The organism is Dethiosulfatarculus sandiegensis (assembly GCF_000931935.2).
GTDB lineage: Bacteria > Desulfobacterota > Desulfarculia > Desulfarculales > Desulfarculaceae > Dethiosulfatarculus > Dethiosulfatarculus sandiegensis.
Window position 1 is genome coordinate 54,286 of sequence record NZ_AZAC01000083.1, and the last position, 21,582, is coordinate 75,867.

The following is a 21,582-nucleotide window of genomic DNA, read 5'->3' on the forward strand; positions in this document are numbered from 1 at the left end:
CGGGCCTTTTGGTTATAAAAGAGAAAATTCATCTTCATATATTTAGTGGGGACGTGCGGGAGGAATTAATATCTGTCAAAGGATATCCCGCTTAAGCTCAGCATTTTTTAGGCCGGCTATGGTTCGGCGGCAGGAGCTGGGGTAAACAAGGCCTGACAGGCAATTAGCCAGATAGGAATTCAAATAAGCCGCAGAGAGGAAGCTTGGCCAATTATGGGCAAGATAGTCGGAGTAAAATTTCAACGTGGCGGCAAGGTCTATGACTTTGATGCCGGCCACTTTGTATTGTCCCTGGGGGATAGGGTCATTGTGGAGACGGAGCAGGGCCTGGCCCTGGGTACGGTGGTCCGCCTGGCCGAGGCAAAACTCCCGGTGGAAGAGGAACAGGTCCGGGAGCAGGAGTCGACCGGGGAGAACCAAGTTCCCCAGGGTGATTCCAATGAGCCCGATTTTCAGGACGAGACGGACGGGGAGGCCCCTGAGACCGACCCCGCCACCGGCTTCATCCTGAAAAAAGTATACCGCCTGGCCACCGAAGCCGACCTGGCCCAGCTTGAATCCAACTCCAAGTTGGAGGAGGACGCCTACAAGTTCTGCCTGGAGCGGGTGGCGGTGCGGAAGATGGAGATGAATCTGGTCAAGGTGGAGAGCTATTTTGACCGTTCCAAGATCATCTTTTTTTTCACCGCCGACGGCAGGCTGGATTTTCGCGAGCTGGTCCGCGACCTGGTGGGAAGATTCAGAACCCGCATCGAGATGCGTCAGATAGGGGTTCGGCATGAGGCCAAACTGCTTGGGGGATTGGGGTCCTGTGGCCGGGAGCTGTGTTGCGCCACCTTTTTAAGGGATTTTGAGCCGGTCAGCGTCAAGATGGCCAAGGAACAGAATCTTTCCTTGAATCCCACCAAGATAAGCGGGCTTTGCGGCCGTTTGATGTGCTGCCTGACCTATGAGTTTGAGGCATACAAGTCCCTGAAAAAGGGGATGCCTAAACTGGGCAAGAGGTTTACGGTCAATGAAGAGGAGAATATATCCGGCAAGGTTATCCGGCAGAACGTGCTGAAGCGTCAGGTTACGGTCATCCTGCCTGACGGCAGGGAGCTTACCGGAACCCCGGAGGATCTGGTAAAGGCCGAGGCCGATTCTTCTCCCCAACCTTACCAGCCCGGTAAACTCACCCCCCAACCGGTGGAACAGGCCGGACCCAGAGAGGCGCCGCGCCAGGGCCCGCCCAAGTCTCAGAAGTCTGAATCCGCCAAGCCGGAAAAGGGCAGGCAGGACGAGGCCGGATCCAAGAGGGAAGGGTCAAGGCCGGAGAAAGATAAAAAATCCCGGCGGGAATCCAGGCCCAAGGGCGAGGCCAGACAAAATACCGGCGGCAAGGGGCAAGGCTCCAAAAAACAAGCCAGACAAGGGGGGGGATCTTCCCGCAAGGCTTCCCCGGGCCGAAAACCCAAGCCCCAGACGGAACCGGCCAACAGAAGCAGGGACAAGGCCAGGGACGTCGGTCAGGAAAAGACACAGCCCAATAAGCCCAGACCCAAGGGTAGACGCAGAAGACCAAAGAAGGGACCCAGTAACCAATGAAAGACCCTATTTATATAACTACACCAATATATTACGTAAATGCTGAGCCCCATCTGGGCCACGCCTACACCACCATAGTGGCGGACACCTGGGCCAGGTTTAACCGGCTGGTCGGCAACCAGGTTCGTTTTCAGACCGGAACCGATGAACACGGCGACAAGATAGCCGAGGCTGCGGAAAAGGAAAACATAAAGCCAAAGCAATTCGCCGATCGCATCAGCGGCATGTTCCAGGCCGCCTGGCCGCCTTTGGATATCGAGTTTGACAATTTTATCCGCACCACGGATCAGAAGCACATTGAAACAGTGCAGACCATCCTGCAAAAGGTCTATGATGCGGGTGACATCTATTTTGCCAAATACGGCGGCAACTACTGCGTGGGGTGTGAGCGCTTTTATACGGACCGGGAGCTGGTGGACGGCAAGTGCCCGGATCATCAGACCGTGCCGATCTATATCGAAGAAGAAAACTACTTCTTCCGTATGTCCAAATACCAGGATGCCTTGCGGGAGCATATCGAAAAAAATCCCGATTTCATCCGCCCGGCCCGCTACCGCAACGAAGTCTTGAGCTTCCTTTCGGAGCCCCTGGAGGATCTTTGCATCAGCCGTCCCAAAACCAGGCTTGAGTGGGGCATCACCCTGCCTTTTGATGACCGTTTTGTGACCTATGTGTGGTTCGACGCCCTGATCAACTACCTGACCGGACTGGACTGGCCGGACGGTGAGAATTACAAGACCATGTGGCGGGGCACTCAGCATCTGATTGCCAAGGACATTTTAAAGCCCCATGGCATTTACTGGCCCACCATGCTCATGGCCGCAGGCATTCCCCTTTATAAAAACCTGAATGTACATGGTTACTGGAACGTGGATTCCAGCAAGATGAGCAAGTCCTTGGGCAACGTTATCAAGCCCCTGGATCTGGCCCAGGTGTACGGTGTGGACGCCTTTCGTTATTTCCTGATGAGGGAGATGAACTACGGACTGGACGCCAACTTCAGCGAAGGGCTTATGGTTGACCGCTACAACGCGGATCTGGCTAATGACCTGGGCAACCTGACCAGCCGGGTGCTGAACATGATGTCCCGTTATGAAAAGGGCGTTGTTCCCGAGGCTCCAGCCGGAGGCGGCCAGGAAGGCGGGCGCATTGAGAAGCTCATCACTGAGACCGCCAGGGTCTATGCCGAGGAGATGAAAACCCTGGGCTTCCACAAGGCGCTTTCCGAGGTTTGGTCCCTGGTCAAGGAGGCCAACCGCTATGTGGTGCAGAGTGAGCCCTGGGAGCTGGCCAAAGATCCGGCCAACCAGGCCAGGCTGGACGAGGTGCTTTACAACCTGGTGCAGATTTTGGGTGCGGTTACGGTGATGATCTGGCCTGTTATGCCCTCCACCTCGGAGAAGCTCAGCGAGATTCTGGGTATGGATCCACCGGGGTCCGGCCTTTTGACCAAGCCTGAAGACCTGCTTGGCCTGGTGCCCCAAGGAGCCCAGACCACCAAGCCCAAGGCCCTCTTCCCCAGGGTGGATACAGCCAAGGTAAAGGCCAAGGCGGCCAAGGCGGCGGCTAAGACCCAGGAAAAGAAACCGGCCAAGCCCAAAAAGAAAAAAGCCCCGCAAGGCCCGGCTCCCGAGGTCACCATAGATGAGTTCGCCCGCCTGGACCTCAAGTTGGGCAAGGTGCTTGAGGCTGAGAATATCAAAGGCGCGGACCGCATCCTGAAGCTTCAAATAGACTTGGGCGAGGAGACGCCCCGCCAGGTGGTGGCCGGAATCGCCCTGCATTACAAGCCCGAAGACCTGGTGGGCAAGCAGGTGGTGGTTGTGGCCAACCTGAAGCCGGTCACCTTAAAGGGGATCGAGAGCAGGGGCATGGTGCTCACTGCGGTTGGCGACGACACGGTAAGGGTGGTCGCACCGGATCTTGAGTTCACCCCCGGCTCCACAGTGCGTTAGTTTTTCGGGGAGCCCCTTTGGGGGCTCCCCGGTTATTTTATCTGTTTGCCCTTCAGCCAGATCTGCTCGGAAATTTCCCCCCATTCGCCGGAAGTGTTTTTTCAGTTGACGGTTATTGCTTATTTGGTTATGTTGCCAAATAAGCAATATGGAGTAACATGGATTTACAAACAAAGAAAAAAATGGATGCCCGGGCCCGCATTTTAAAGGCCCTGGCTCATCCCACCCGGCTTTTCATGGTGGATGAACTTTCTCGCGGCCCGCGTTGCGTGGCGGAGTTAACTCAGATGGTGCAAGCGGATATATCTACTGTATCAAAGCACTTATCTGTACTTAAGAACGCCGGTGTCCTGCGTGGCACCAAAAAAGGGACCCAAGTCTACTATGACCTGGCCACCCCTTGTGTGATGGATTTTTTCAGTTGCCTGGAAAATATCCTGGAGGCCAATGTGCAGGCCCAGATCGATGGCTTGGGCTAGGATGCGGCCCGGGTTTATGTATTTTTTTATTCAGATATTTGCCTTTTTGCCCAAATTTTCTATATTAGAATTTGAGAAATGAGTTCAAGAAACAAGGTGATTATCCTGGCCCTGGCTTTCTTAGGGGCCTATTTCATTCCCTGGGACAATCCCACGATCAGGCGCTCAGGCCTGGAAGCCTTTATGATGCTGCAGGAATACGCCAGGCAGCATGTGCTTACCTGTCTGATCCCCGCCTTTTTCATAGCAGGAGCCATAGGCACCTTTATCAGCCAGGCTTCGGTGCTGAAGTATTTCGGGGCCAAGGCCAAAAAGATACTTTCCTATTTCGTGGCATCGGTCTCCGGGTCTGTGCTGGCGGTTTGTTCCTGCACGGTGTTGCCCCTTTTCGCGGGCATCTATGCCAGGGGGGCCGGAATCGGCCCGGCTACTGCCTTTTTATATTCCGGACCAGCCGTGAATGTGCTGGCCATTGTGCTCACCGCCCGGGTTCTGGGCTGGGAATTGGGCCTGGCCAGGGCTGTGGGAGCGGTTTTCTTTGCCATAGTCACAGGACTTTTAATGGCCTTTATTTTCCGCAAGGACGATGCCGCCAGGGCCACAGGCGCCATGCATTTTCCCGATCAGGACGACACGACACCGGCCGCACGCTTTTGCAAGACGGCCTGTTTTTACTTAACCTGGTTTTGATCCTGGTTTTTGCCGCCTTTGCCAAACCAGCCGAGGGGAGCACCGGGTTCTGGCCTTTTGTGTACAGCTATAAATGGTGGATAACCGGCGGCTTGCTCCTGGCTTTAGGCTGGGTGCTGAAAAGATGGTTTAAGAAAGATGAACGCCTGGCCTGGTTGGAGTCTTCCTGGGGCTTTATGCTGCAAATCTTCCCCCTTTTGGGCATAGGTGTATTGGCCGCTGGTTTTCTCCTGGGGCGTCCCGGACATCCGGCCCTTATTCCCCAGGAATATGTGGAATGGTTTTTGGGGGGCAATTCCCTGGGAGCCAACCTGTTTGCCTCGGTTGCCGGAGCCCTGATGTATTTTGCCACCCTGACTGAGATTCCCATATTGCAGGGTCTCTTGGGGGCAGGCATGGGACAGGGTCCCGCCCTGGCCCTGCTCCTGGCCGGGCCTGCCCTTTCCCTACCCAATTTGTTGGTCATAGGCGGGGTGATGGGCTGGGAAAAGACTTTCACTTTTGCCGGAATAATAGTTGCTCTCTCCACCCTGGCCGGAATGCTTTTCGGCTGGCTGGCCGTATAGTAAAGGAGTTTTGTAATGGAAATAAAAGTTTTGGGACCTGGTTGTAAAAAATGCGCCGCGACCTATGAAGCGGTTAAGGAAGCTGTTTCAGAGGCCGGTATTGAGGCTGATATTGAAAAGGTGGAAGGCATGCTGGATATCGCCTCTTACGGTGTCATGGGCACACCTGCGGTGGTGGTGGACAATGAAGTGAAATTGGTGGGAAAGGTGCCGAGTAAGCAGGATATTCTGGATATGCTGAGTTGAGCCGGGGTCAAGCTTCTCGCTTATTCTCTGGTATGCTATAAAAATGGCATCTTTGCCTGCTCGTTTAGGTGGGCGTTATGTGAAAACGCGCCAGGGAGTTGGATGCCTCATATGAAAACACGTTTTTTAAACCGTTTATCCAAAGAAAACCGTGCGCCCGGTATTTTCCATGGCCCCGGATTTTTTGCGTGCGTCTTTTTCTCTCTGTTTGCCCTTGTGTTGGTTCTGGGTCGGCCTGATTGCCTGGCCGCGCCCAGAGCCGTGATTCAGGAGGCAAACCTGGCCTTGCCCGGCCCCATTTACACCGGGCAAAAGGCAAGCGGCAAGTTCGTTATCTTCAATAAAGGGGATCAGGACCTGGAGATCAAACAGGTCTCCCCCGGCTGAGGCTGCACGGCAACCAGCTTTGATAAGCTGATCCCCCCCGGCGGGCGGGGAAAGATAGTACTTGAGCTGAACAGCGCCGGATATGCCGGTTTTCTGCGCAAATACGCAAGGGTCAAGACCAATGACCCCGAGCACAAGACTCTGCATATAACCATGGAGGCCGATATCCAGCCGATCTTCAAGGCGGATCCCACTGATTATTTCTTTTTGCTTACCAGCCGGGGCAAGCCGGTGAAGGAAAGCATGGTTTTGAAAAGCGCCCTGGGCCACCCGGTGATCATAACAGGCATGGAGCATGACTTTGGCCTTGAGCCCCAGGTGCAGGTGAAACTGGACAAACAAAAAGCGGGGTACCTGCTTACCGTTTCAACCCCGGCCGGTCAGGAGGTGACTATCTACGGCTCCATTCGCCTGAAGCTTAAAAACGCGCCGGTGGCTGAGTATCTGGTGCGGGCCGATGTGATTGTGGAAGAGGCTGAAGACGATTAGCCGCTGCTATTTGGTTTTGTGCATAAAGGCCGCAAGCCTTTTGGCAAATTCCGGCGAGTCGGCCAGCTTGAGAACCGCGTTTTTTTCAGCCTCTACATGGTCGCTCAGGCCTTTTCTGGTGTTTTGATTCAAGAGTTTTTTGGTGGCGGCCAGGGTTTTTTGAGGCCTGTGAGCCAGGTTATCTGCCAGGATAAGAGCCTCTTCCACTGCTTGCCCCGGTGAACTAACCTTGTTTACCAGACCCAGGTCCAGGGCCTCTTGAGGTGACAGCCCGCGGTTCAGCATCAGAAGCTCTGAGGCCTTTTTAAGCCCGGTCAACCTGGGCAAATGCCAGGTCACCCCGGCTGCGGCAACCAGGCCTACACCTATAAAGCCCGGTTTAATTCTGGCTAGAGGGTCCAGCAATACAAAATCGCTGGCCAGGATCCAGGCCAGGCCGGCACCCGAGGCAACTCCGGTTACCGCCGAGATAACTGGTTTTTCAAGGTTGCAAATGGCCTTAAGCACCTGGTGAACCCAGACGGTGTAGGCATCAAATACAGGGCTTGCCCCCTGGCCCGGATTTTTTGCCAAATGCCTTTCGGCGTTTTTCAGGTTGCCGCCCGCGCTGAATATTCCGCCCGCGCCGGTCAAGACCACTGCCTTTACCCCCTGGTCCTGGCCGAGTTTTTCCAAGGCGTTTAAAAGGGCTGGTCCCATCTGTTCGTCCATGGCATTTAATGTATGGGGATTATTCATAATCACCAAGGCCGTGGCCTTTTGCCTTTTTGTTGTGACAAACTGATCTGGCAAGGCGAAAAACTCCTTAAGCAGGTATGGACCAGGTCTCCCCAAAGTTTGACACGCAGTGTTGCAACAGGTACTCTCTCGGTTTTGCGGACCGGCCTTAAATTATATGGTTCTCTCCGCGTTAATCCGGGCATCTTGTTTTTTGCCCAAAGGCGTATCGAGCATGGATCCCAGTATTATCACCGAAGTCGGCGAACTTTTAAATGCCGAGATTCCACCAAGCCGCAACCGGGATTTTCAGCGATTCCAGAGCACCAGGGGGCGTCAGGTTTTAAGGCTGTACCGACTTTACCATAAATTGGCCCTCAGCTTAAAAGATGCCGAGAAGCGGCCTGAGGTGAAGGTGAGGTTGGCGGCCTGTGAAGATGACTTTTTGGTGGAGGTAAAGGACCCCTTGCAGGAGAGCGTACGCTCCTGCCGGATTCCTTGGGAACTGAGCGGTTTTTTCAAAGATCACTTGCAAAAATTGGGTATTAAGCTGAAAAGATAGAGGTTATTTATGTGCATGGCCCAGGACCCCAATGAACTCCTGCCGATCGTGAATGCAGATGATGAGGTGATAGGCCTTAAAAAAAGATGCGATATCCACAGCCAGGGGCTTTTACACCGGGCTGTCTCCATTTTGCTGGTTAATACCAAAGGCGAGATTTATCTGCAACAGAGGTCCAGGTTAAAGGACTCATATCCCCTTAAGTGGACCACCTCTGCCAGCGGGCATGTGGACCCGGGTGAAAGCTATCTCCAGGCTGCCGAGCGTGAGTTGCAGGAAGAGCTGAGCCTGCAGGCAGAGCTTGATTTTTTAGGCAAGATCCCGGCTTCGGTTCACACAGACTATGAGTTTATGGAGATATATCTTACAGTAACCGATCAGATTCCCACTCCGGACCCAATAGAGATAGAGCAGGGCTGCTTTTTCAGCCTGGAGGGAGCCTGGAAACTGGCCCTGGACCAGACGACCCGCTCCCCTTCCCTGGAAAGGGCCTTGACCCTTTACGAGGAGAGGCTTCAAAACCAAAGCGCCTGAGGCCTAGAAACCCATGGCTTCCAAGAGGTTGTTGACCGAATCCTGATCCAGCTTGGAAGCTTCGTCGGCTTCGCCTTCGGCATCGCCCACACCCAGATTGGCCAGAGCCCTGTCCACTTCTTCCTGGGCCATTTTTTCGCTTTGATCGCTGGTGACCTTTTGATCTGTGGTTTTGGCCTTGATCTTGGAGCCAAAGCTGACCACCATGGCCAGGAGCTGGATCTGGAAATCGGTTAAGAGCCGCACTATGCGGTATATGGTCTGGCCCGAAAGATCCTGGAAGCTTAAAGCCTCGATTATGGAATTCACCGAGGTGAAGATTCCGTTCATGGTTTCATCAAGCCGGGAGCGCAACTCGGGTTCCACCACATTGGTGCCGCCGGGTCCCTGACCCGGGCCGCAGGCAGCCTGTTCCAGCAGATCGTTTAAGTTTTCCGGCAATTGGGGTGGATTCAGTCCGTCCCCCAATTCCTTGATGCTTTGCCCCAGTTTGGCCAACCGTTCAAGCAACTCGGGCGGAGGCCCTTGGGGCTGGGCAGCCGGAGCGGGTTCCGGCTTGGCCTGGGGAGCCTCTGCCGGTGCTTCGGTGGGGATGGCCTCCAGAGGCAGAAACTGATCTAAGAAGATTTGATCCGCCGTGGATGCCATTTTTTTTAGCACTTGCTTGAAATTATTGACATTAGTGGCGCTGAAAAGGGCCTTGAGCACACCTTTCAGATCCAGGTTCAGGAAATTGTCTTCATCCGGCTCGGCTGTGACCAGCCCATTTAGAGCCTTTTCAACCGCCTTGGTGTCAAAGCCCTTGGCTGCCTGGTCCCACATGGCCTTGATGTGTTTTTTTACGGTTTCATTGGTGCAGAGCTCATATACGGTTTGAAAAACCAGATCCGGCGGGAATTGGTAATAAGGGCCCTGTGGAGCCGGGGGCTCGGGCGCGGGGGCGGGGGGCGCCTCGGTTGTTTCCACTTTGGCAAGTTCGTCCTTGATGGCCAGGGCCTCTCCTGCCAATGGCTCCCAGGCAGCGGAATCCAGGCCGGAAAGATATCCCGAGACGGTCTGCAGAATTTCGGCCAGCTCGGCTTTGGATTTTTCGGCCTCTTCGCCGCCGGTTGCCTGGCCTTCCGCCGGTGATTCGGCATCCGGGGCCTGGGTGTTCATCTGGTCCATGATGCTTTGGGCCTGGCCTATGGAGTTCTGGATCTCCTCACCCAGGTCCATGATTTTGAGCGTGGCCTTTTCGGTCATTTTGACCACATTCTCAAGCTGGTCCTTGGCGTCCTCCAGCTGGTCTCCGGCGCTGTCGAAATCAATGGCTTCGACTTTGTCCACCTCCACATCACGGATAGACATGCTTAGACGCCGGGCCAGACGGCCCACCTCGTCGTACATGTCCTGGCTGAGGTCCTTGTAGTAATCCTCGTCTCCCTCAACGCAACTGGCAGGCGGCGGGGGCGCCGAAGCAGAGGGGCCGGGCTCGGGAGCCGTGATATCCACTTCATCCCAGTCATCGGAAACAGCCTCTGCCTTGGCCGGTTGAGGCTGGGGCGAGCCTGGCAGCGCCTTTGGCGTCTCTGCGGCAGGAAGGGCTGGCTGGCCACCACCGGCGACGAGCACTCTGTACACAGCCTCGGCCGTGCGAATGGTCAAGGACCCTCCGGTTATTTCCAGGGTTATCTCAGGTGGTGTCCTGTCACTCATTTGAGTTGCCTTTCCATGGGAAATTATTTACTTCTGCGGTTTTTTTGGGGGGCTCCCAGATAGCGGTCCCTTTCCGAAAAAATGCAGCCGCAGTATTGCTGCCTGTAGAGCCCAAGTTTAAGGGAAAGCTGTACACCCTCTTTCCACATGGGGCGAAAATCGTGATACCAGAATTCAGCCCCCCGCTTGCGCCCGGCGTCTTGACCGCTTTGCTTCAGCAATTGGTGTTTCTGCATGGTCGAGTAGAGCAGCGTGGTGGTAAAGGCGTCAAATCCGCCCTTGGCAGCCACGCTGGCGGCCCGGTCCAGACGTCCCAGAAAACAGAGTCTGCATCGCATTTCTTCGCGAAAAGCCACGTTTCTGAGCCAGGATTCCGGATCGTATTCATCATGCACAATCAACTTAAGCCCGGCGTTGTCGGCCCATTGCCTAACCGTATCCAGGCGTTTTTGATTTTCAGTATAGGGATGGATATTGGGATTGTAAAAATAGCCCATCACATCGTGACCTTGGGATCTCAGGTATTTTACCGGCATCAAGGCACAGGGGGCGCAACAGATATGAATGAGAATTCTCATGGGTTATCCCTTGGTTCCATTAATGTCATTTTACGCAGCAACTATGCTTTATGCCAGCTCTTTTCAGCAATATGCCCTTGAGAACACAGTCGGCGGGCATTGCCTTTTTAAAAATTTTCCTTTGGCCCGAAGTTTTTCACAGCTAAAAAGCTGAAAAAATCGGGCTGTCATGAGTTGCGGCATTATGGAAAAGTAATTCTAAAATAAGATTTTTTTGGGAGGTTTCTGTCACTAAACCGCGCAAAATCAAAGGGCTATAGCTTTTTTCGGGTTTCATTTTTGTCGGCCCTTATGAGTTCATAGGTCAAAATACCGCTTAAGGCGGCCAGGCACTCCAGGTCCAGGAAGTTCGGCGCGGTGAGGTCATAGAAAACCTTGCACTCCGCTCCGAAGTCTTCATCCGCATCATAAAAAGTCAGCATCATGGGTAGCTTGGGCAGGGCCTGAAATTGAAAGGCAGCGTCGGCCCTCACCTCCGGGGGAGCGGCCTCGGCGTGGAGTTTTTCAGCGGCCTGGAAAAGGGCGTTCAGTCTGCCAGAAAAATGGGCGGCCAAGGGCGTTTCCACCAATTGAGCCAGGCTGCGGGCAAAATCCTGGCCGCCGGGCAGTTCCCTGTAAGGCACAAAACGCCGGGCCACTTCGCCCCTGCCTGAGATAAGCACCAGGTGAACCAGGACAATGCGGTGGTTTATCGGCGGTGTGCCCGTGTCAGGGCCGGTTATTTGGTCTTTACCCACCAGATATTCATGACCCAGAAGCGGTATTAAAAGCCCTTGTTCCGTTTGCACAAGACCCAGGTTTTGGGCAGCCCGGCTGAAGTCGGCCTTGGCCAAATCCTGGGAAAGCTCCTGAAACACCTTTTCATAGACCTGCGGTTTTTCCGAGTCAAACATCTAATCCCCCTTTTGGCGCGGGCGTGTTCACATGGTAGCCAAGTTTTTTGCATACCTGATGTTGAATTCTGAACCAGGCATAATATTAATCGGTTTTAATGGCAATGTGTTTTATAAAACAACAAAACCCCTTTGCCTTTGTAAAACAGGTAAAGGGGTTTTTAAAAACCATGAAAAGGCGGGGTTACTGTTTCCGGGCGGCAAGGGCCTTTTGGTGCATGGTTTCCGCCTTGTAGGAGCTTCTTACCAAGGGCGCGCTGGCAACGGCGGCAAAACCCATCTCAAGCCCCTTGGCCTCATAGGCGCTGAATTCTTCGGGCGTGGGATAGCTTATAACCGGGTGGTGGCGCTTGGAAGGAGCCAGGTACTGGCCAATGGTCAAAAGATCCACCCCGGCCTTGCGCAGATCAGCCATAACCTCAAGCACTTCGGCCTCTTCCTCGCCCAGGCCCAGCATGATGCCGGATTTGGTGATCATCTCGGGCCGCAGCTTGCCGACCCTGTCCAAAAGCTCCACAGAGCGTTCATAATTGGCCTGGGGCCTCACCTTGGAGTAGAGCCTGGGCACAGTCTCCACATTGTGGTTCAGCACCTCTGGTTCGCTGGCCAGTACGGTTCCCAGGGATTTCTGGTTTCCTCCCAGGTCCGAGATAAGCACCTCCACCCCCAGGCCGGGTTTCACCTTATGCACCAGTTCAATGGTTTCGGCTATGTGGGCGGCCCCATGATCCGGCAGATCATCCCTGGTCACCATGGTGATCACACAGAAATTCAGCTTCATGTCTTCCACGGCCTGGGCCGTATGCTCAGGTTCGGCGGGGTCCACCGGGTGGGGTTTATGCTTGTCCACTGCGCAGAAGGTGCACCCCCTGGTGCAGTTGGGGCCCAAAAGCAGAAAAGTGGCCGTGCCCCTGCCAAAACATTCCATGCGGTTGGGGCAGATGGCCTCTTCACAGACTGTATGCAGGCCTTTTCTTTCCAAGGTTTTTTCCACAGCGGCCAGTTGACCGGCGGAACAGATTCTGGTTCTCAGCCATGGGGGCTTGCGTAAGGGGGTGGACATCTTCTCTCCAAAGGCCCTTTTAAAGGGCAAGCGCCGGGGGAGAAGCCCCCGGCTTGGTTTACCGGGAAAATCGGTTAGCCGTGGATGGGAAGGCCCAGGCCTTCCTCAGCCGCCTCGGCTATAAGTTCCGGATAAGTTGGGTGGGCGTGGACTGTCTCGGCCAACTGGCTTAAGGTAAGCCCCTGGTTTACGGCCAGAGCCGCCTCGGCCACCAGAGCCGACGCCTCGGGCGAGAGGATATGGACTCCCACCACAACCTGATCTTCTGCCCGGCAGATAATCTTCACCAGGCCGTCCAGTTTGCCTTCGGCCGTGGCCCTGCCGAGGCCCCTGGTCAAAAAGCGGCCTATGGTGAGATCGCCGTATTTTTCCGCGGCCTGTTTTTCGGTGAGGCCCACCCAGGCCAGCTCCGGGTCAACAAACACCGCCTTGGGTACGTTTGATTCGTTGACGATCGCCTTGTCATTGCCCAGGGCGTGGCCCACGGCCGTAAGCCCCATGTGGGCGGCCATGTGGGCCAGGGGTAGGCGTCCGGTGACATCGCCTATGGCATAGACCGTATCCAGGTTGGTTCGGCAGTGCTCATCAACGGTGATAAAGCCGCGTTTATCCACGGCCACCCCCGCTTCCTCCAGGCCCAGGTCCCGGCTGGCGGGGATCTGCCCCACAGCCACCAGCATGAGGTCGGCGGATACTTCCTTGCCCGAGGCCAGCTTGGCCACCACACCGTCTGAAGTCACTTCGGCGCTTTCAACCGAATCGCCAAAGTGCATTTTGTATTTGCGTTTTTTAAAACCGCGCACCAGGGTTTTTTCGATCTCAGGATCGAGCATGCCCTGTATGGGGGATTTTAAAAGCTCAACCAGGGTGACCTTGACTCCAAGGCCGCTCAAGAACTGGGCCATCTCCAGGCCGATCACGCCTGCTCCCACCACCAAGATGCTCTGGGGAATTTCCGTGATGTCCAAAAGCGGGCGCACACCCATGATGTGTTTATTATCAAAGGGAAGTCCGGGTAACTCCCTGACTCCGGCCCCTGTGGCCAGGATCACAAAGCGGGCGTCTATTTCCTGCTCGCCGTCTGTATTTTGCACCGTGACCTTATCCGGGCCGCTTAAGCGCCCGAGGCCCTGGTATATATCTATCTTGCGTTTTTCCATGAGCTTTTGCACGCCGGTGCGCAGTTGCTCGACCACCTTGTCTTTTCGGGCCACCATGGCTTTAAGGTCGGCCTTGATCCCGCTCACTTCAATGCCGTAAAAAGAGGCTTTGTTTATTTCTTCAAACAGTTTGCTGGATTTGAGCAGGGCCTTGGTGGGTATGCAGCCCCAGTTGAGGCAGGTTCCTCCCAGGTTTTCCTTTTCCACCAGGGCAACTTTGGCATCCAGTGAGGCGGCTCTTAAAGCGGCGGTGTAGCCTCCCGGCCCACCACCGAGAATTATGAAGTCATATTGAGGCATTTGGTTATTCTCCTAAAGGCTTCACGGCCTTGATCACAAAACCAGCCCAAGGCATTTTTTCAAGCCTTGAAAAACCTGGTGGTTTATTAGCCCTTTACTTTTATATGTGCTCACGGCTGATTGAGCAATGCAAAGAGGCCGGATTTTATATGAGGGATGCGGTAAATATCCCCTGGCCCGCCCGGCGGGCCAGGGGATATTGGTTTTCAAACAACCTTATTCAGGTAAGTTGGCCGAAGTTATTCCGGCAGGACCACGTTGGGTTTTCTGGCGGCTCCCACTTCGTCCAAGCGGCCCACAGGTGTGGTTACCGGCGCATTGTGCAGGGACTCGGGATCATTTTTGGCTGCTTCGGCTATTTTGGTCATGGCCTCCACAAAGGCGTCCAAGTTCTCCAGAGGCTCGGTCTCGGTGGGCTCTATCATCAGGGCTTCTTTGATCACCAGCGGGAAGTAGACCGTTGGCGGATGGAAGCCCGCGTCGATAAGTCCCTTGGCCACATCCAGGGTGGAAACTCCGTATTCCTCGACCTTGTCCGAGGAGGAAAGCACCACCTCGTGCTTGCAGATCTTGTTAAAGGGAATATCCCAGTTTTCGGCCAGCTTGACCCTGAGGTAGTTGGTGTTCAGAACCGCGTGCTCAGAAGCCTTTTTCAGGCCTTCACCGCCCAGGGCCAGCATGTAGGCATAGGCCTTCAGGGTGACGCCGAAGTTTCCGTAGAAAGGCGCAATGTAGCCGATTGATTTGGGCTGGTCATAGTCCAGGAAAAGGGTTCCGTCCTGGCGCTGTTTGATCCTGGAGACCGGCAGGAATTCTTCCAGCTTTTCCACCACGCCCACCGGGCCTGAACCCGGACCGCCGCCGCCATGGGGGGTGCCCATGGTCTTGTGCAGGTTTAAGTGCACAATATCAAAGCCCAGGTCCGCAGGCTTGGCATAACCCATGATGGCGTTCAAGTTGGCTCCGTCGTAATAGAGCAGGGCGTCCTTGGCATGGGCCAGGTCTGCGATTTCCTTGATATAGGGGTTAAAGAGGCCCACTGTGTTGGGGTTGGTCATCATAACCCCGGCCACATCGTCTGTGAGGTACTCCTTAAAGGTATCGGGCTTCATGACGCCTTCGTCGGAAGAGGGCACGGTCACCACCTCAAAACCGGCCAGGGCGGCGGAGGCGGGGTTGGTTCCGTGGGCCGAGTCGGGCACCAAGATGATGGATTTTTTGTTGCCCTTGTCCCGGTGATAGGCGGCGATCAGCATTATGCCGGTCAGCTCGCCGTGGGCGCCTGCCATGGGCTGCATGGTAAAGGCGTCCATGCCGGTGACTTCCTTTAAAAGGACCTCGGTCTCATAGAGCACGCCCAGGGCGCCCTGGGCCAGAAGGCCGCCCCTTCTGAGCTGGGGCAGAAGCGGGTGCAGACCGGCCATGCCGGGCAGGCGGGCCAGGTCTTCGGTGAACTTGGGGTTGTACTTCATGGTGCAGGAGCCCAGGGGGTACATGCCCTTGTCCACGGAGAAGTTCTTGGTGGAGAGGTTGGTGAAGTGCCTAACCACGTCCAGTTCGGAAACCTCGGGCAGTTCGGCCGGTTTGGATCTGGAGTATTCCGCGCCCAGTTCTGTGGCCTCGTAGAATTCCTGGGGAATATCCCGGGTGGGCAGATCCACGCCCCTTCTGCCGGGCTTGCTTTTTTCAAATATGGTGCTCATAACACGGCCTCCAGTCCCTCGGCCAGATAGCCGATTTCTTCCTTGGTGCGTTTTTCGGTTACCGCCACCAGGAGATTGTTGGGCTGGTCGGGATAATAACGGCCCAGGGGGAAGCCCGGGGCAATGCCCTTGTCGATCATCATGCTCACTGCCTTGCGGGCGTCGATCGGCAGTTTGATCCTGAACTCGTTGAAGAAGGGACCATCGTCCACATTCTCCACACTTTCAATGGCCAGAAGGCGCTTTTTGGCGTAGGCCGCCTTGGCCATATTCATCCTGGCCAGGTCAACCATGCCCTGTTTGCCCATGAGGCTCATGAAGACGAGCGCGCCGACAGCGCACAAAGACTGATTGGAGCAGATGTTGCTGGAGGCCTTTTCACGGCGGATATGCTGTTCTCTGGTCTGCAGGGTGAGGCAGTAGCCCACCTTGCCGTCATGGTCCACCGTGCGGCCCGCGATGCGGCCCGGCAAAGAGCGCATTAGTTTTTTGGTGGTGGCCATGTAACCCAGGTAGGGGCCGCCAAATGACAGGGGAAGTCCCAATACCTGGCCTTCGCCCACCGCTATGTCCGCGCCCATCTCGCCCGGAGTTTTGGTAACGGCCAGGGCAAGGGGGTTGGTGTTCATGATGACCATGGCTTTTTGGGCCTTGGCCTGGGCGGCGTGTTCGCTCAAGTCGTGAATGCGGCCGAAGAAGTCCGGGTTCTGCAGAATCACTGCGGCGGTCTTGTCATCCAGCGCCTTTTGCAGATCTTCGGTTTTGGTGAGGTCCGCCTCGACCAGATCAAGGTGTAGGTTGGCGGTGTAGGAGCGCAGCATCACCCGATAGATGGGGTTCAAGGAGGTGCAGATCAAAAGTTTGGTCTTTTTGGTCTTGCGCACCGCCATCATGGCGGCCTCGAACATGGCCGTGCCGCCGTCATACATGGAGGCGTTTGATACGTCCATGCCGGTGAGCCGGGCAATGGCGGTCTGGTATTCGTAGATGGCCTGCAGGGTGCCCTGGGAGACTTCCGCCTGATAAGGGGTGTAGGCGGTGTAGAACTCGCCCCTTCTCAAGATGGCGTCCACGGCGGCCGGGGAATAGTGGTCGTAAAATCCCGCGCCCAAAAAGCAGGTGAGGTCATGGGCGTTTAGATCGGCCATCGCCTCCAGGCGCCTTCTAACCTCAAACTCGCTCAGAGGCTGGGGCAAATTCCAGCTCTTGGGCCTGAGTTCGGGCGGAATATCCTGGAAGAGCTCCTCTGTGGAACCGACCCCGATAGCCTCAAGCATCCGGGCCCGTTCCTCCTCAGTGTGGGGAACAAAATCCATGTTTATTCTCCTGCCACAAATTCCTTGTAGGCTTTGGCGTCCATGAGTTCATCCAAGCCGGAAGCGTCAAAGTCCTTGAGCTTCACCAGCCAACCCGCGCCGTAGCAGTCGGAGTTGACCAGTTCGGGCTCATCTTCCAGGGCCTCGTTCACCTCGGCCACCACGCCTTTCAAGGGGGAGTAAACATCGGCGGCAACCTTCACCGACTCTACCACGCACAGCTCGCCCATCTGTTTCACTTCCTGGTCCTCTTCGGGCAACTCCACAAAAGTGACATCGCCAAGCTGTTCTTGGGCATAATCGGTAAGCCCCACCACAGCCAAGTCGCCGTCAACCTTGACCCACTCGTGTTCCTTGGAATATTTCAGTTCGTCCAACACTTTATGCTCGGCCATTTTTTCCTCCTTGAGACGCTAAATTTTTTTGGCCCGGAGATAGACTCCGGCCTGTTCTACGAATGAAGTCACAATGCGACCTGTTATGGTGCGCTTGCGATAGGTGATCAGAACCTCCTGACCCGCTTCAAGGCCACGGTCCAGATAGGCCATGCCGATGCCCCTGGTAAAGCTTTCTTCCGAGGGCGCATCGCCCTCAAACTCCCAGGCCGGAACCATGGTGCCGCTGGAAATTTCGCCCACCTTTTGGCCATCGACCAAAACAGGCGAGCCTTCCCTGATCATGCCCTTCTGGGTGGTCTGGATTGCGTAGATAAAGCGCGGCAGATGTCCGCTCTCGCCCGAATCCAGATCTTTTTTCTGCAGGGAAAGGGCCTCGCGGCCAATGTAGTCGCCCTTGGCGTCGCTTAGGTTCACCCCAAAGCGGGCCTGGGGATAACTCATAATGGGGCGGTCGGCGGCCAGTTCATGGCCGTAAAGGGGCAGGCAGGTCTCCAGGCGCAGGGTGTCCCTGGCCCCCAGGCCAACGGCCATTACGCCCTGTCCGCTGCCTGCGTCAAGCATGGCCTGCCAGAAGTCAACGCACTTGTTCCAGGAGATAAAGAGTTCAAATCCAAGAGGTTCACCGGTGTAGCCCGTGCGGGAGACCAGAACTTCTTCTCCTTCATAGGAGCAGATACTGAGCCGGTTGCGCCCCGGAGCGGGCATATTGCCGGTCACCACCTTTTGCAGCACTTCTTCGGCAAGGGGGCCTTGCAGGGCCACCATGGCCAGATCGAAGGTGATGTCGGTCATCTCAACCTGGCCGGTCTTGTGCCGGTTAAGCCATTCCCAGTCCTTTTCCCGGTTGGCTCCGTTCACCACCAAAAGATACTCCGACTCTTTGAACTTAAAGAGATAGGCGTCATCAAGGGGCTGGCCGTTTTCGTCAGAGATCAGGGTGTACTGGGCAAGGCCGGTGTAGAGACGGGATGCGTTGGCTGTGAGGGTTTTGTTAAGGAAGTTAAGGGCGTCTTCACCAGAGACCAGAAATCGGCCCATGTGGGTGATGTCGAAAAGCCCGCCGTGTTTGCGGCAGGCCAAATGCTCCTGGATGATACCCGGGGGGTAAAAGACCGGCAGGCTCCATCCGGCGAAATCGACTAGGCGTCCGCCATTGGACTGATGCCAGTCATAAAGGGGGGTCTTGTGGGTCATGGCCACCTCCTGGAAAGAAAGGGTGTGCTAAAAAGCCCCCTCCTGTCATGTGTGCCTGAGAGATTGACCACTTGGGCCTTGCCCCGTCGGCGGTCTGAACAAAAAGCCAGACTCTTTCCAGGAGTTGCCGGTTATGGCGGTCCTTTTGCCTGAGAGTTTCAACCTGGTTTAAAAGGTTTTGCCCCTTCGGCGGCTGCCCGGGCGAATTAAGCCCCGGCAACACTCTCCCACCAGCCGGTAATGATTGTTTTGGGACGGAAGAATTGGTGATTTTTTGCTTCCGCCGGGCCGGATATCTCTTCCGGCTTTATGTGTCGGGCCTTAAACATCCGTAAAAGACAGGATAAAACCCGATTTGTTTGCTGCTTTTTATTCTCGCAAACTTTTACCCCTGAAGGCATTAAAAAATACCTGCTCAGAAGGATTTCCTTGACTAAATTATTACCAGCAACTGTCAGTGTTTTGCAAGTTGTTCGGGATAATATAAAAAATAGGTTAATCAAAACGGCCCCTTGGAAAATAATTTTCTCCCTTGGGGCCGTTTTGCAGAGCTGTTGCCTAAAGCATTATTGCCAGTCCAGGACCACCTTGCCTGTGTGGCCTGTGTTCATCAGTTCAAAGGCCTCTTCAAAGTCATCGACCTTGAAGTTGTGGGTGATGACCGGGGTGATATCCAGACCGGCTTGCAAAATGCTGGTCATTTTGTACCAGGTTTCAAACATCTCCCTGCCGTAGATTCCCTTGATGAAAAGCCCCTTGAATATGACCTTGTTCCAGTCAATGGCCATTTCGGAAGAGGGAATGCCCAAAAGGGCTATCTTGCCGCCGTGGTTCATGTTGGAGAGGATGTCGTCAAAGGCGCTTCTCACCCCGCTCATCTCCAGGGCCACGTCAAAGCCTTCGGTCATGCCCAGGTCGGAGGCGGTTTGGCTCACCGATTCCTTGGTCACGTTGATGGCTTTGGTGGCGCCCATTTTACGGGCCAGGTCCAGGCGATAGTCGTTTACATCGGTTATGACCACATGGCGGGCCCCCACATGGCGGCAGATGGCCGTGGCAAAGATGCCGATGGGGCCTGCGCCGGTGATCAGCACATCCTCGCCCACCAGGTCAAAGGAAAGGGCGGTGTGGGCCGCGTTGCCAAAGGGGTCCAGGCAGGAGGCCACATCGTCTGAAATGCTTTCGGGGATTTTAAAGGCATTGCCCGCCGGCATGGAAAGGTACTCGGCAAAACAGCCGTCCCTGTTGACGCCTATGCCGATGGTGTTGCGGCAAAGGTGCCTTTTCCCCGCCCGGCAGTTGCGGCAGTGACCGCAGGTTATGTGGCCTTCGCCCGAGACCCGGTCGCCGAGCTCAAGGCCTTTTACCTCGCTGCCCAGCTCAACCACTTCACCCACAAATTCGTGGCCGATGGTCATCGGCACCTTGATGGTGTTCTGCGACCACTGGTCCCAGTTGTATATGTGCAGGTCTGTGCCGCAGATAGCGGTTTTTTTAATCTTTACCAGGATATCGTTGTTGCCGACTTCGGGTTTGGGCGGATCATACATCCATAACCCTTTTTGGCTTTTTAATTTTCCAAGGGCTTTCATTTTTCTTTCCTTGAGTCTGTGCCTTGATCCGGGAGGCGGCTTTCGACGCCGTCTGCTGACCCGGTTTTGGCTTTCTCCACCCGCACTTGGCTTAAGGTGCGCTGAGAAAGTTGATATCTATTTGATAATTCCAAGGTTTCTCCCCACCTTGGCAAATGCCGAAAGCGCCTGGTCCAGGTGTTTCTTTTCGTGGGCGGCCGATATCTGGGTGCGGATGCGGGCCTTGCCCTGGGGCACCACCGGATAGGAGAAGCCCACCACGTAGATGCCTTCTTCCAAAAGCTCCGCCGCCATTTTGCCTGCCAGCACCGCGTCGCCGAGCATCACCGGAATAATGGGGTGTTCGCCGGGAACCACGGTAAAGCCCAGGTTTTGCAGCCCTTCACGGAAGTAGGAGCTGTTTTCCCTTAGCTTGGCCCTTAAGTCGTCGCTTTTTTCCAGCATGTCCAGAACCGCCAGGGCCGCGCCTGCGATCATCGGGGCCAGGGAGTTGGAAAAGAGATAGGGGCGGGAGCGCTGGCGCAACCAGGTGATGATTTCCTTTTTACCGGAGGTGTAGCCGCCACTGGCTCCGCCGAGGGCCTTGCCCAAAGTGCCGGTGATGATGTCCACCCGGTCCGCCACTCCGCAGTGTTCAGGCGTGCCGCCGCCCTTATCGCCCATAAAGCCCACTGCGTGGGAGTCGTCCACCATGACAAGCGCCCCGTATTTGTCGGCCAGGTCGCAGATGGAGCGCAGGTCGGCAATGATGCCGTCCATGGAAAATACACCGTCTGTTGCGATCAGTTTGAAGCGGCTGCCTTCAGCATCCTGGAGTTGTTTTTCCAGGTCGGCCATGTCGTTGTTGGCGTAGCGCATGCGTTTTGCCTTGCAAAGGCGCACACCGTCAATAATGCTGGCATGGTTCAGGGCGTCTGAAATCACCACGTCTTCAGGCCCCAGCAGGGTTTCGAAAAGCCCACCGTTGGCATCAAAGCACGAGGAGTACAAAATGGTGTCTTCGGTGCCCAGAAAACGGCTGATGCGTTTTTCCAACTCTTTGTGCAGGTCCTGGGTGCCGCAGATAAAGCGCACCGAGGCCATGCCAAAGCCGTATTTATCGGCCGCTTCCTTGGCAGCCTCTATCAGTTTGGGATGGTCGGCCAGGCCGAGGTAGTTGTTGGCGCAGAAGTTGATGACCTTTTTGCCCCCGGCAACCGTGATATCGGCGCTTTGGGGACTTAAAATCACCCTTTCGTCTTTATAGAGACCGCTCTCGACCAGTTCCTGGGTTTGATCTTTCAGGAAATTCAAGAAATCCTGGGGCATGGCTTGCCTCCCTTTAGGGGCCTAATCTGAAAAATAACGCCGAAGGGCTTTGCCTCGGTGTTCTAATTACATAATAACTTAAATAACAGAGGCCAGTGTGGAAAACAATCAAATTTGGACAGTGAAATGCATAATATGTAAAAAAATAAATTTATTTTGTGTTTAGT

At 55.2% G+C, this 21,582-nt stretch carries 20 protein-coding genes, 1 pseudogene and 2 riboswitches; of the genes and pseudogenes, 9 read left to right on the plus strand and 12 right to left on the minus strand.

Translation table 11 applies throughout. The features are described from left to right. Positions 1 to 213: 213 nt before the first annotated feature. The 7 genes and pseudogenes from X474_RS25895 (at position 214) to X474_RS25200 (ending at position 6,399) form a co-directional block, all read left to right on the plus strand. Entirely contained in the window at positions 214 to 1,587 is a 1,374-nt protein-coding gene (locus X474_RS25895) for a PSP1 domain-containing protein (RefSeq protein WP_044352914.1), read from the plus strand. Next, positions 1,584 to 3,542, plus strand: a complete 1,959-nt coding sequence (gene metG / locus X474_RS25175) for a methionine--tRNA ligase (protein ID WP_044352915.1) — start codon at positions 1,584 to 1,586, stop codon at positions 3,540 to 3,542. Before X474_RS25895 ends, metG begins: the two co-directional genes overlap by 4 nt. A 158-nt stretch (positions 3,543 to 3,700) precedes the next feature. Continuing rightward, positions 3,701 to 4,021 (plus strand): ArsR/SmtB family transcription factor, encoded by a 321-nt coding sequence (locus X474_RS25180; protein ID WP_044352916.1) that lies wholly within the window; start codon positions 3,701 to 3,703, stop codon positions 4,019 to 4,021. Positions 4,022 to 4,099: 78 nt separating this feature from the next. Further along, a pseudogene (locus X474_RS27590) lies at positions 4,100 to 5,277 on the plus strand (permease). A gap of 15 nt (positions 5,278 to 5,292) precedes the next feature. Then, positions 5,293 to 5,523 carry a thioredoxin family protein gene (locus tag X474_RS25190; protein ID WP_044352917.1) on the plus strand — a complete coding sequence of 77 codons (231 nt, stop codon included), beginning with the start codon at positions 5,293 to 5,295 and terminating at the stop codon, positions 5,521 to 5,523. A 111-nt stretch (positions 5,524 to 5,634) separates the two neighbouring features. Further along, positions 5,635 to 5,910 (plus strand): hypothetical protein, encoded by a 276-nt coding sequence (locus X474_RS25195; protein WP_056009697.1) that lies wholly within the window; start codon positions 5,635 to 5,637, stop codon positions 5,908 to 5,910. Between the two features lie 153 nt (positions 5,911 to 6,063). Continuing rightward, complete coding sequence (locus tag X474_RS25200; protein ID WP_044352920.1) at positions 6,064 to 6,399, plus strand: hypothetical protein; 336 nt, start codon at positions 6,064 to 6,066, stop codon at positions 6,397 to 6,399. 6 nt (positions 6,400 to 6,405) lie between these two features. Here X474_RS25200 and X474_RS25205 read toward each other — a convergent pair whose 3' ends face one another. Beyond that, positions 6,406 to 7,191 (minus strand): enoyl-CoA hydratase/isomerase family protein, encoded by a 786-nt coding sequence (locus X474_RS25205; RefSeq protein ID WP_052515642.1) that lies wholly within the window; start codon positions 7,189 to 7,191, stop codon positions 6,406 to 6,408. Positions 7,192 to 7,351: 160 nt separating this feature from the next. On the opposite strand from X474_RS25205, the gene X474_RS25210 reads away from it, so the two are divergent. Next, entirely contained in the window at positions 7,352 to 7,678 is a 327-nt protein-coding gene (locus X474_RS25210; RefSeq protein WP_044352921.1) for a hypothetical protein, read from the plus strand. Between the two features lie 9 nt (positions 7,679 to 7,687). Beyond that, entirely contained in the window at positions 7,688 to 8,212 is a 525-nt protein-coding gene (locus X474_RS25215; RefSeq protein WP_044352922.1) for an NUDIX hydrolase, read from the plus strand. A 3-nt stretch (positions 8,213 to 8,215) separates the two neighbouring features. Here X474_RS25215 and X474_RS25220 read toward each other — a convergent pair whose 3' ends face one another. The 11 genes from X474_RS25220 to X474_RS25275 form a co-directional block, all read right to left on the minus strand. Beyond that, positions 8,216 to 9,910 (minus strand): protein phosphatase CheZ, encoded by a 1,695-nt coding sequence (locus tag X474_RS25220; protein ID WP_044352924.1) that lies wholly within the window; start codon positions 9,908 to 9,910, stop codon positions 8,216 to 8,218. A gap of 23 nt (positions 9,911 to 9,933) precedes the next feature. Beyond that, positions 9,934 to 10,488: an epoxyqueuosine reductase QueH gene (locus tag X474_RS25225; protein WP_044352925.1), complete on the minus strand. Its 555-nt coding sequence runs from the start codon at positions 10,486 to 10,488 to the stop codon at positions 9,934 to 9,936. 254 nt (positions 10,489 to 10,742) lie between these two features. Continuing rightward, on the minus strand, positions 10,743 to 11,381 hold the full coding sequence (locus tag X474_RS25230) for a DUF3786 domain-containing protein (protein WP_052515643.1): 639 nt from the start codon (positions 11,379 to 11,381) through the stop codon (positions 10,743 to 10,745). A 184-nt stretch (positions 11,382 to 11,565) separates the two neighbouring features. Then, the gene (gene lipA / locus X474_RS25235; RefSeq protein WP_044352926.1) at positions 11,566 to 12,444 is read right to left on the minus strand and encodes a lipoyl synthase; all 879 of its coding nucleotides are present in this window, start codon (positions 12,442 to 12,444) and stop codon (positions 11,566 to 11,568) included. Between the two features lie 74 nt (positions 12,445 to 12,518). Further along, positions 12,519 to 13,904 carry a dihydrolipoyl dehydrogenase gene (gene lpdA / locus X474_RS25240; RefSeq protein WP_044352928.1) on the minus strand — a complete coding sequence of 462 codons (1,386 nt, stop codon included), beginning with the start codon at positions 13,902 to 13,904 and terminating at the stop codon, positions 12,519 to 12,521. Between the two features lie 239 nt (positions 13,905 to 14,143). Beyond that, positions 14,144 to 15,607 carry an aminomethyl-transferring glycine dehydrogenase subunit GcvPB gene (gcvPB, locus tag X474_RS25245; protein ID WP_044352929.1) on the minus strand — a complete coding sequence of 488 codons (1,464 nt, stop codon included), beginning with the start codon at positions 15,605 to 15,607 and terminating at the stop codon, positions 14,144 to 14,146. Beyond that, positions 15,604 to 16,923: an aminomethyl-transferring glycine dehydrogenase subunit GcvPA gene (gene gcvPA / locus X474_RS25250; protein ID WP_044352930.1), complete on the minus strand. Its 1,320-nt coding sequence runs from the start codon at positions 16,921 to 16,923 to the stop codon at positions 15,604 to 15,606. The genes gcvPB and gcvPA overlap by 4 nt, the downstream gene beginning before the upstream one ends. Positions 16,924 to 16,925: 2 nt before the next feature. Next, positions 16,926 to 17,318 (minus strand): glycine cleavage system protein GcvH, encoded by a 393-nt coding sequence (gene gcvH / locus X474_RS25255; protein WP_044352931.1) that lies wholly within the window; start codon positions 17,316 to 17,318, stop codon positions 16,926 to 16,928. 18 nt (positions 17,319 to 17,336) lie between these two features. Then, positions 17,337 to 18,515: a glycine cleavage system aminomethyltransferase GcvT gene (gene gcvT / locus X474_RS25260; RefSeq protein ID WP_044352933.1), complete on the minus strand. Its 1,179-nt coding sequence runs from the start codon at positions 18,513 to 18,515 to the stop codon at positions 17,337 to 17,339. A gap of 32 nt (positions 18,516 to 18,547) precedes the next feature. Then, positions 18,548 to 18,642, minus strand: a riboswitch (glycine riboswitch). Continuing rightward, a riboswitch (glycine riboswitch) is annotated at positions 18,643 to 18,755 on the minus strand. 326 nt (positions 18,756 to 19,081) lie between these two features. Next, entirely contained in the window at positions 19,082 to 20,107 is a 1,026-nt protein-coding gene (gene tdh / locus X474_RS25270; RefSeq protein WP_044352936.1) for an L-threonine 3-dehydrogenase, read from the minus strand. Between the two features lie 117 nt (positions 20,108 to 20,224). Beyond that, positions 20,225 to 21,415 carry a glycine C-acetyltransferase gene (locus X474_RS25275; RefSeq protein ID WP_044352937.1) on the minus strand — a complete coding sequence of 397 codons (1,191 nt, stop codon included), beginning with the start codon at positions 21,413 to 21,415 and terminating at the stop codon, positions 20,225 to 20,227. Positions 21,416 to 21,582: the final 167 nt, after the last annotated feature.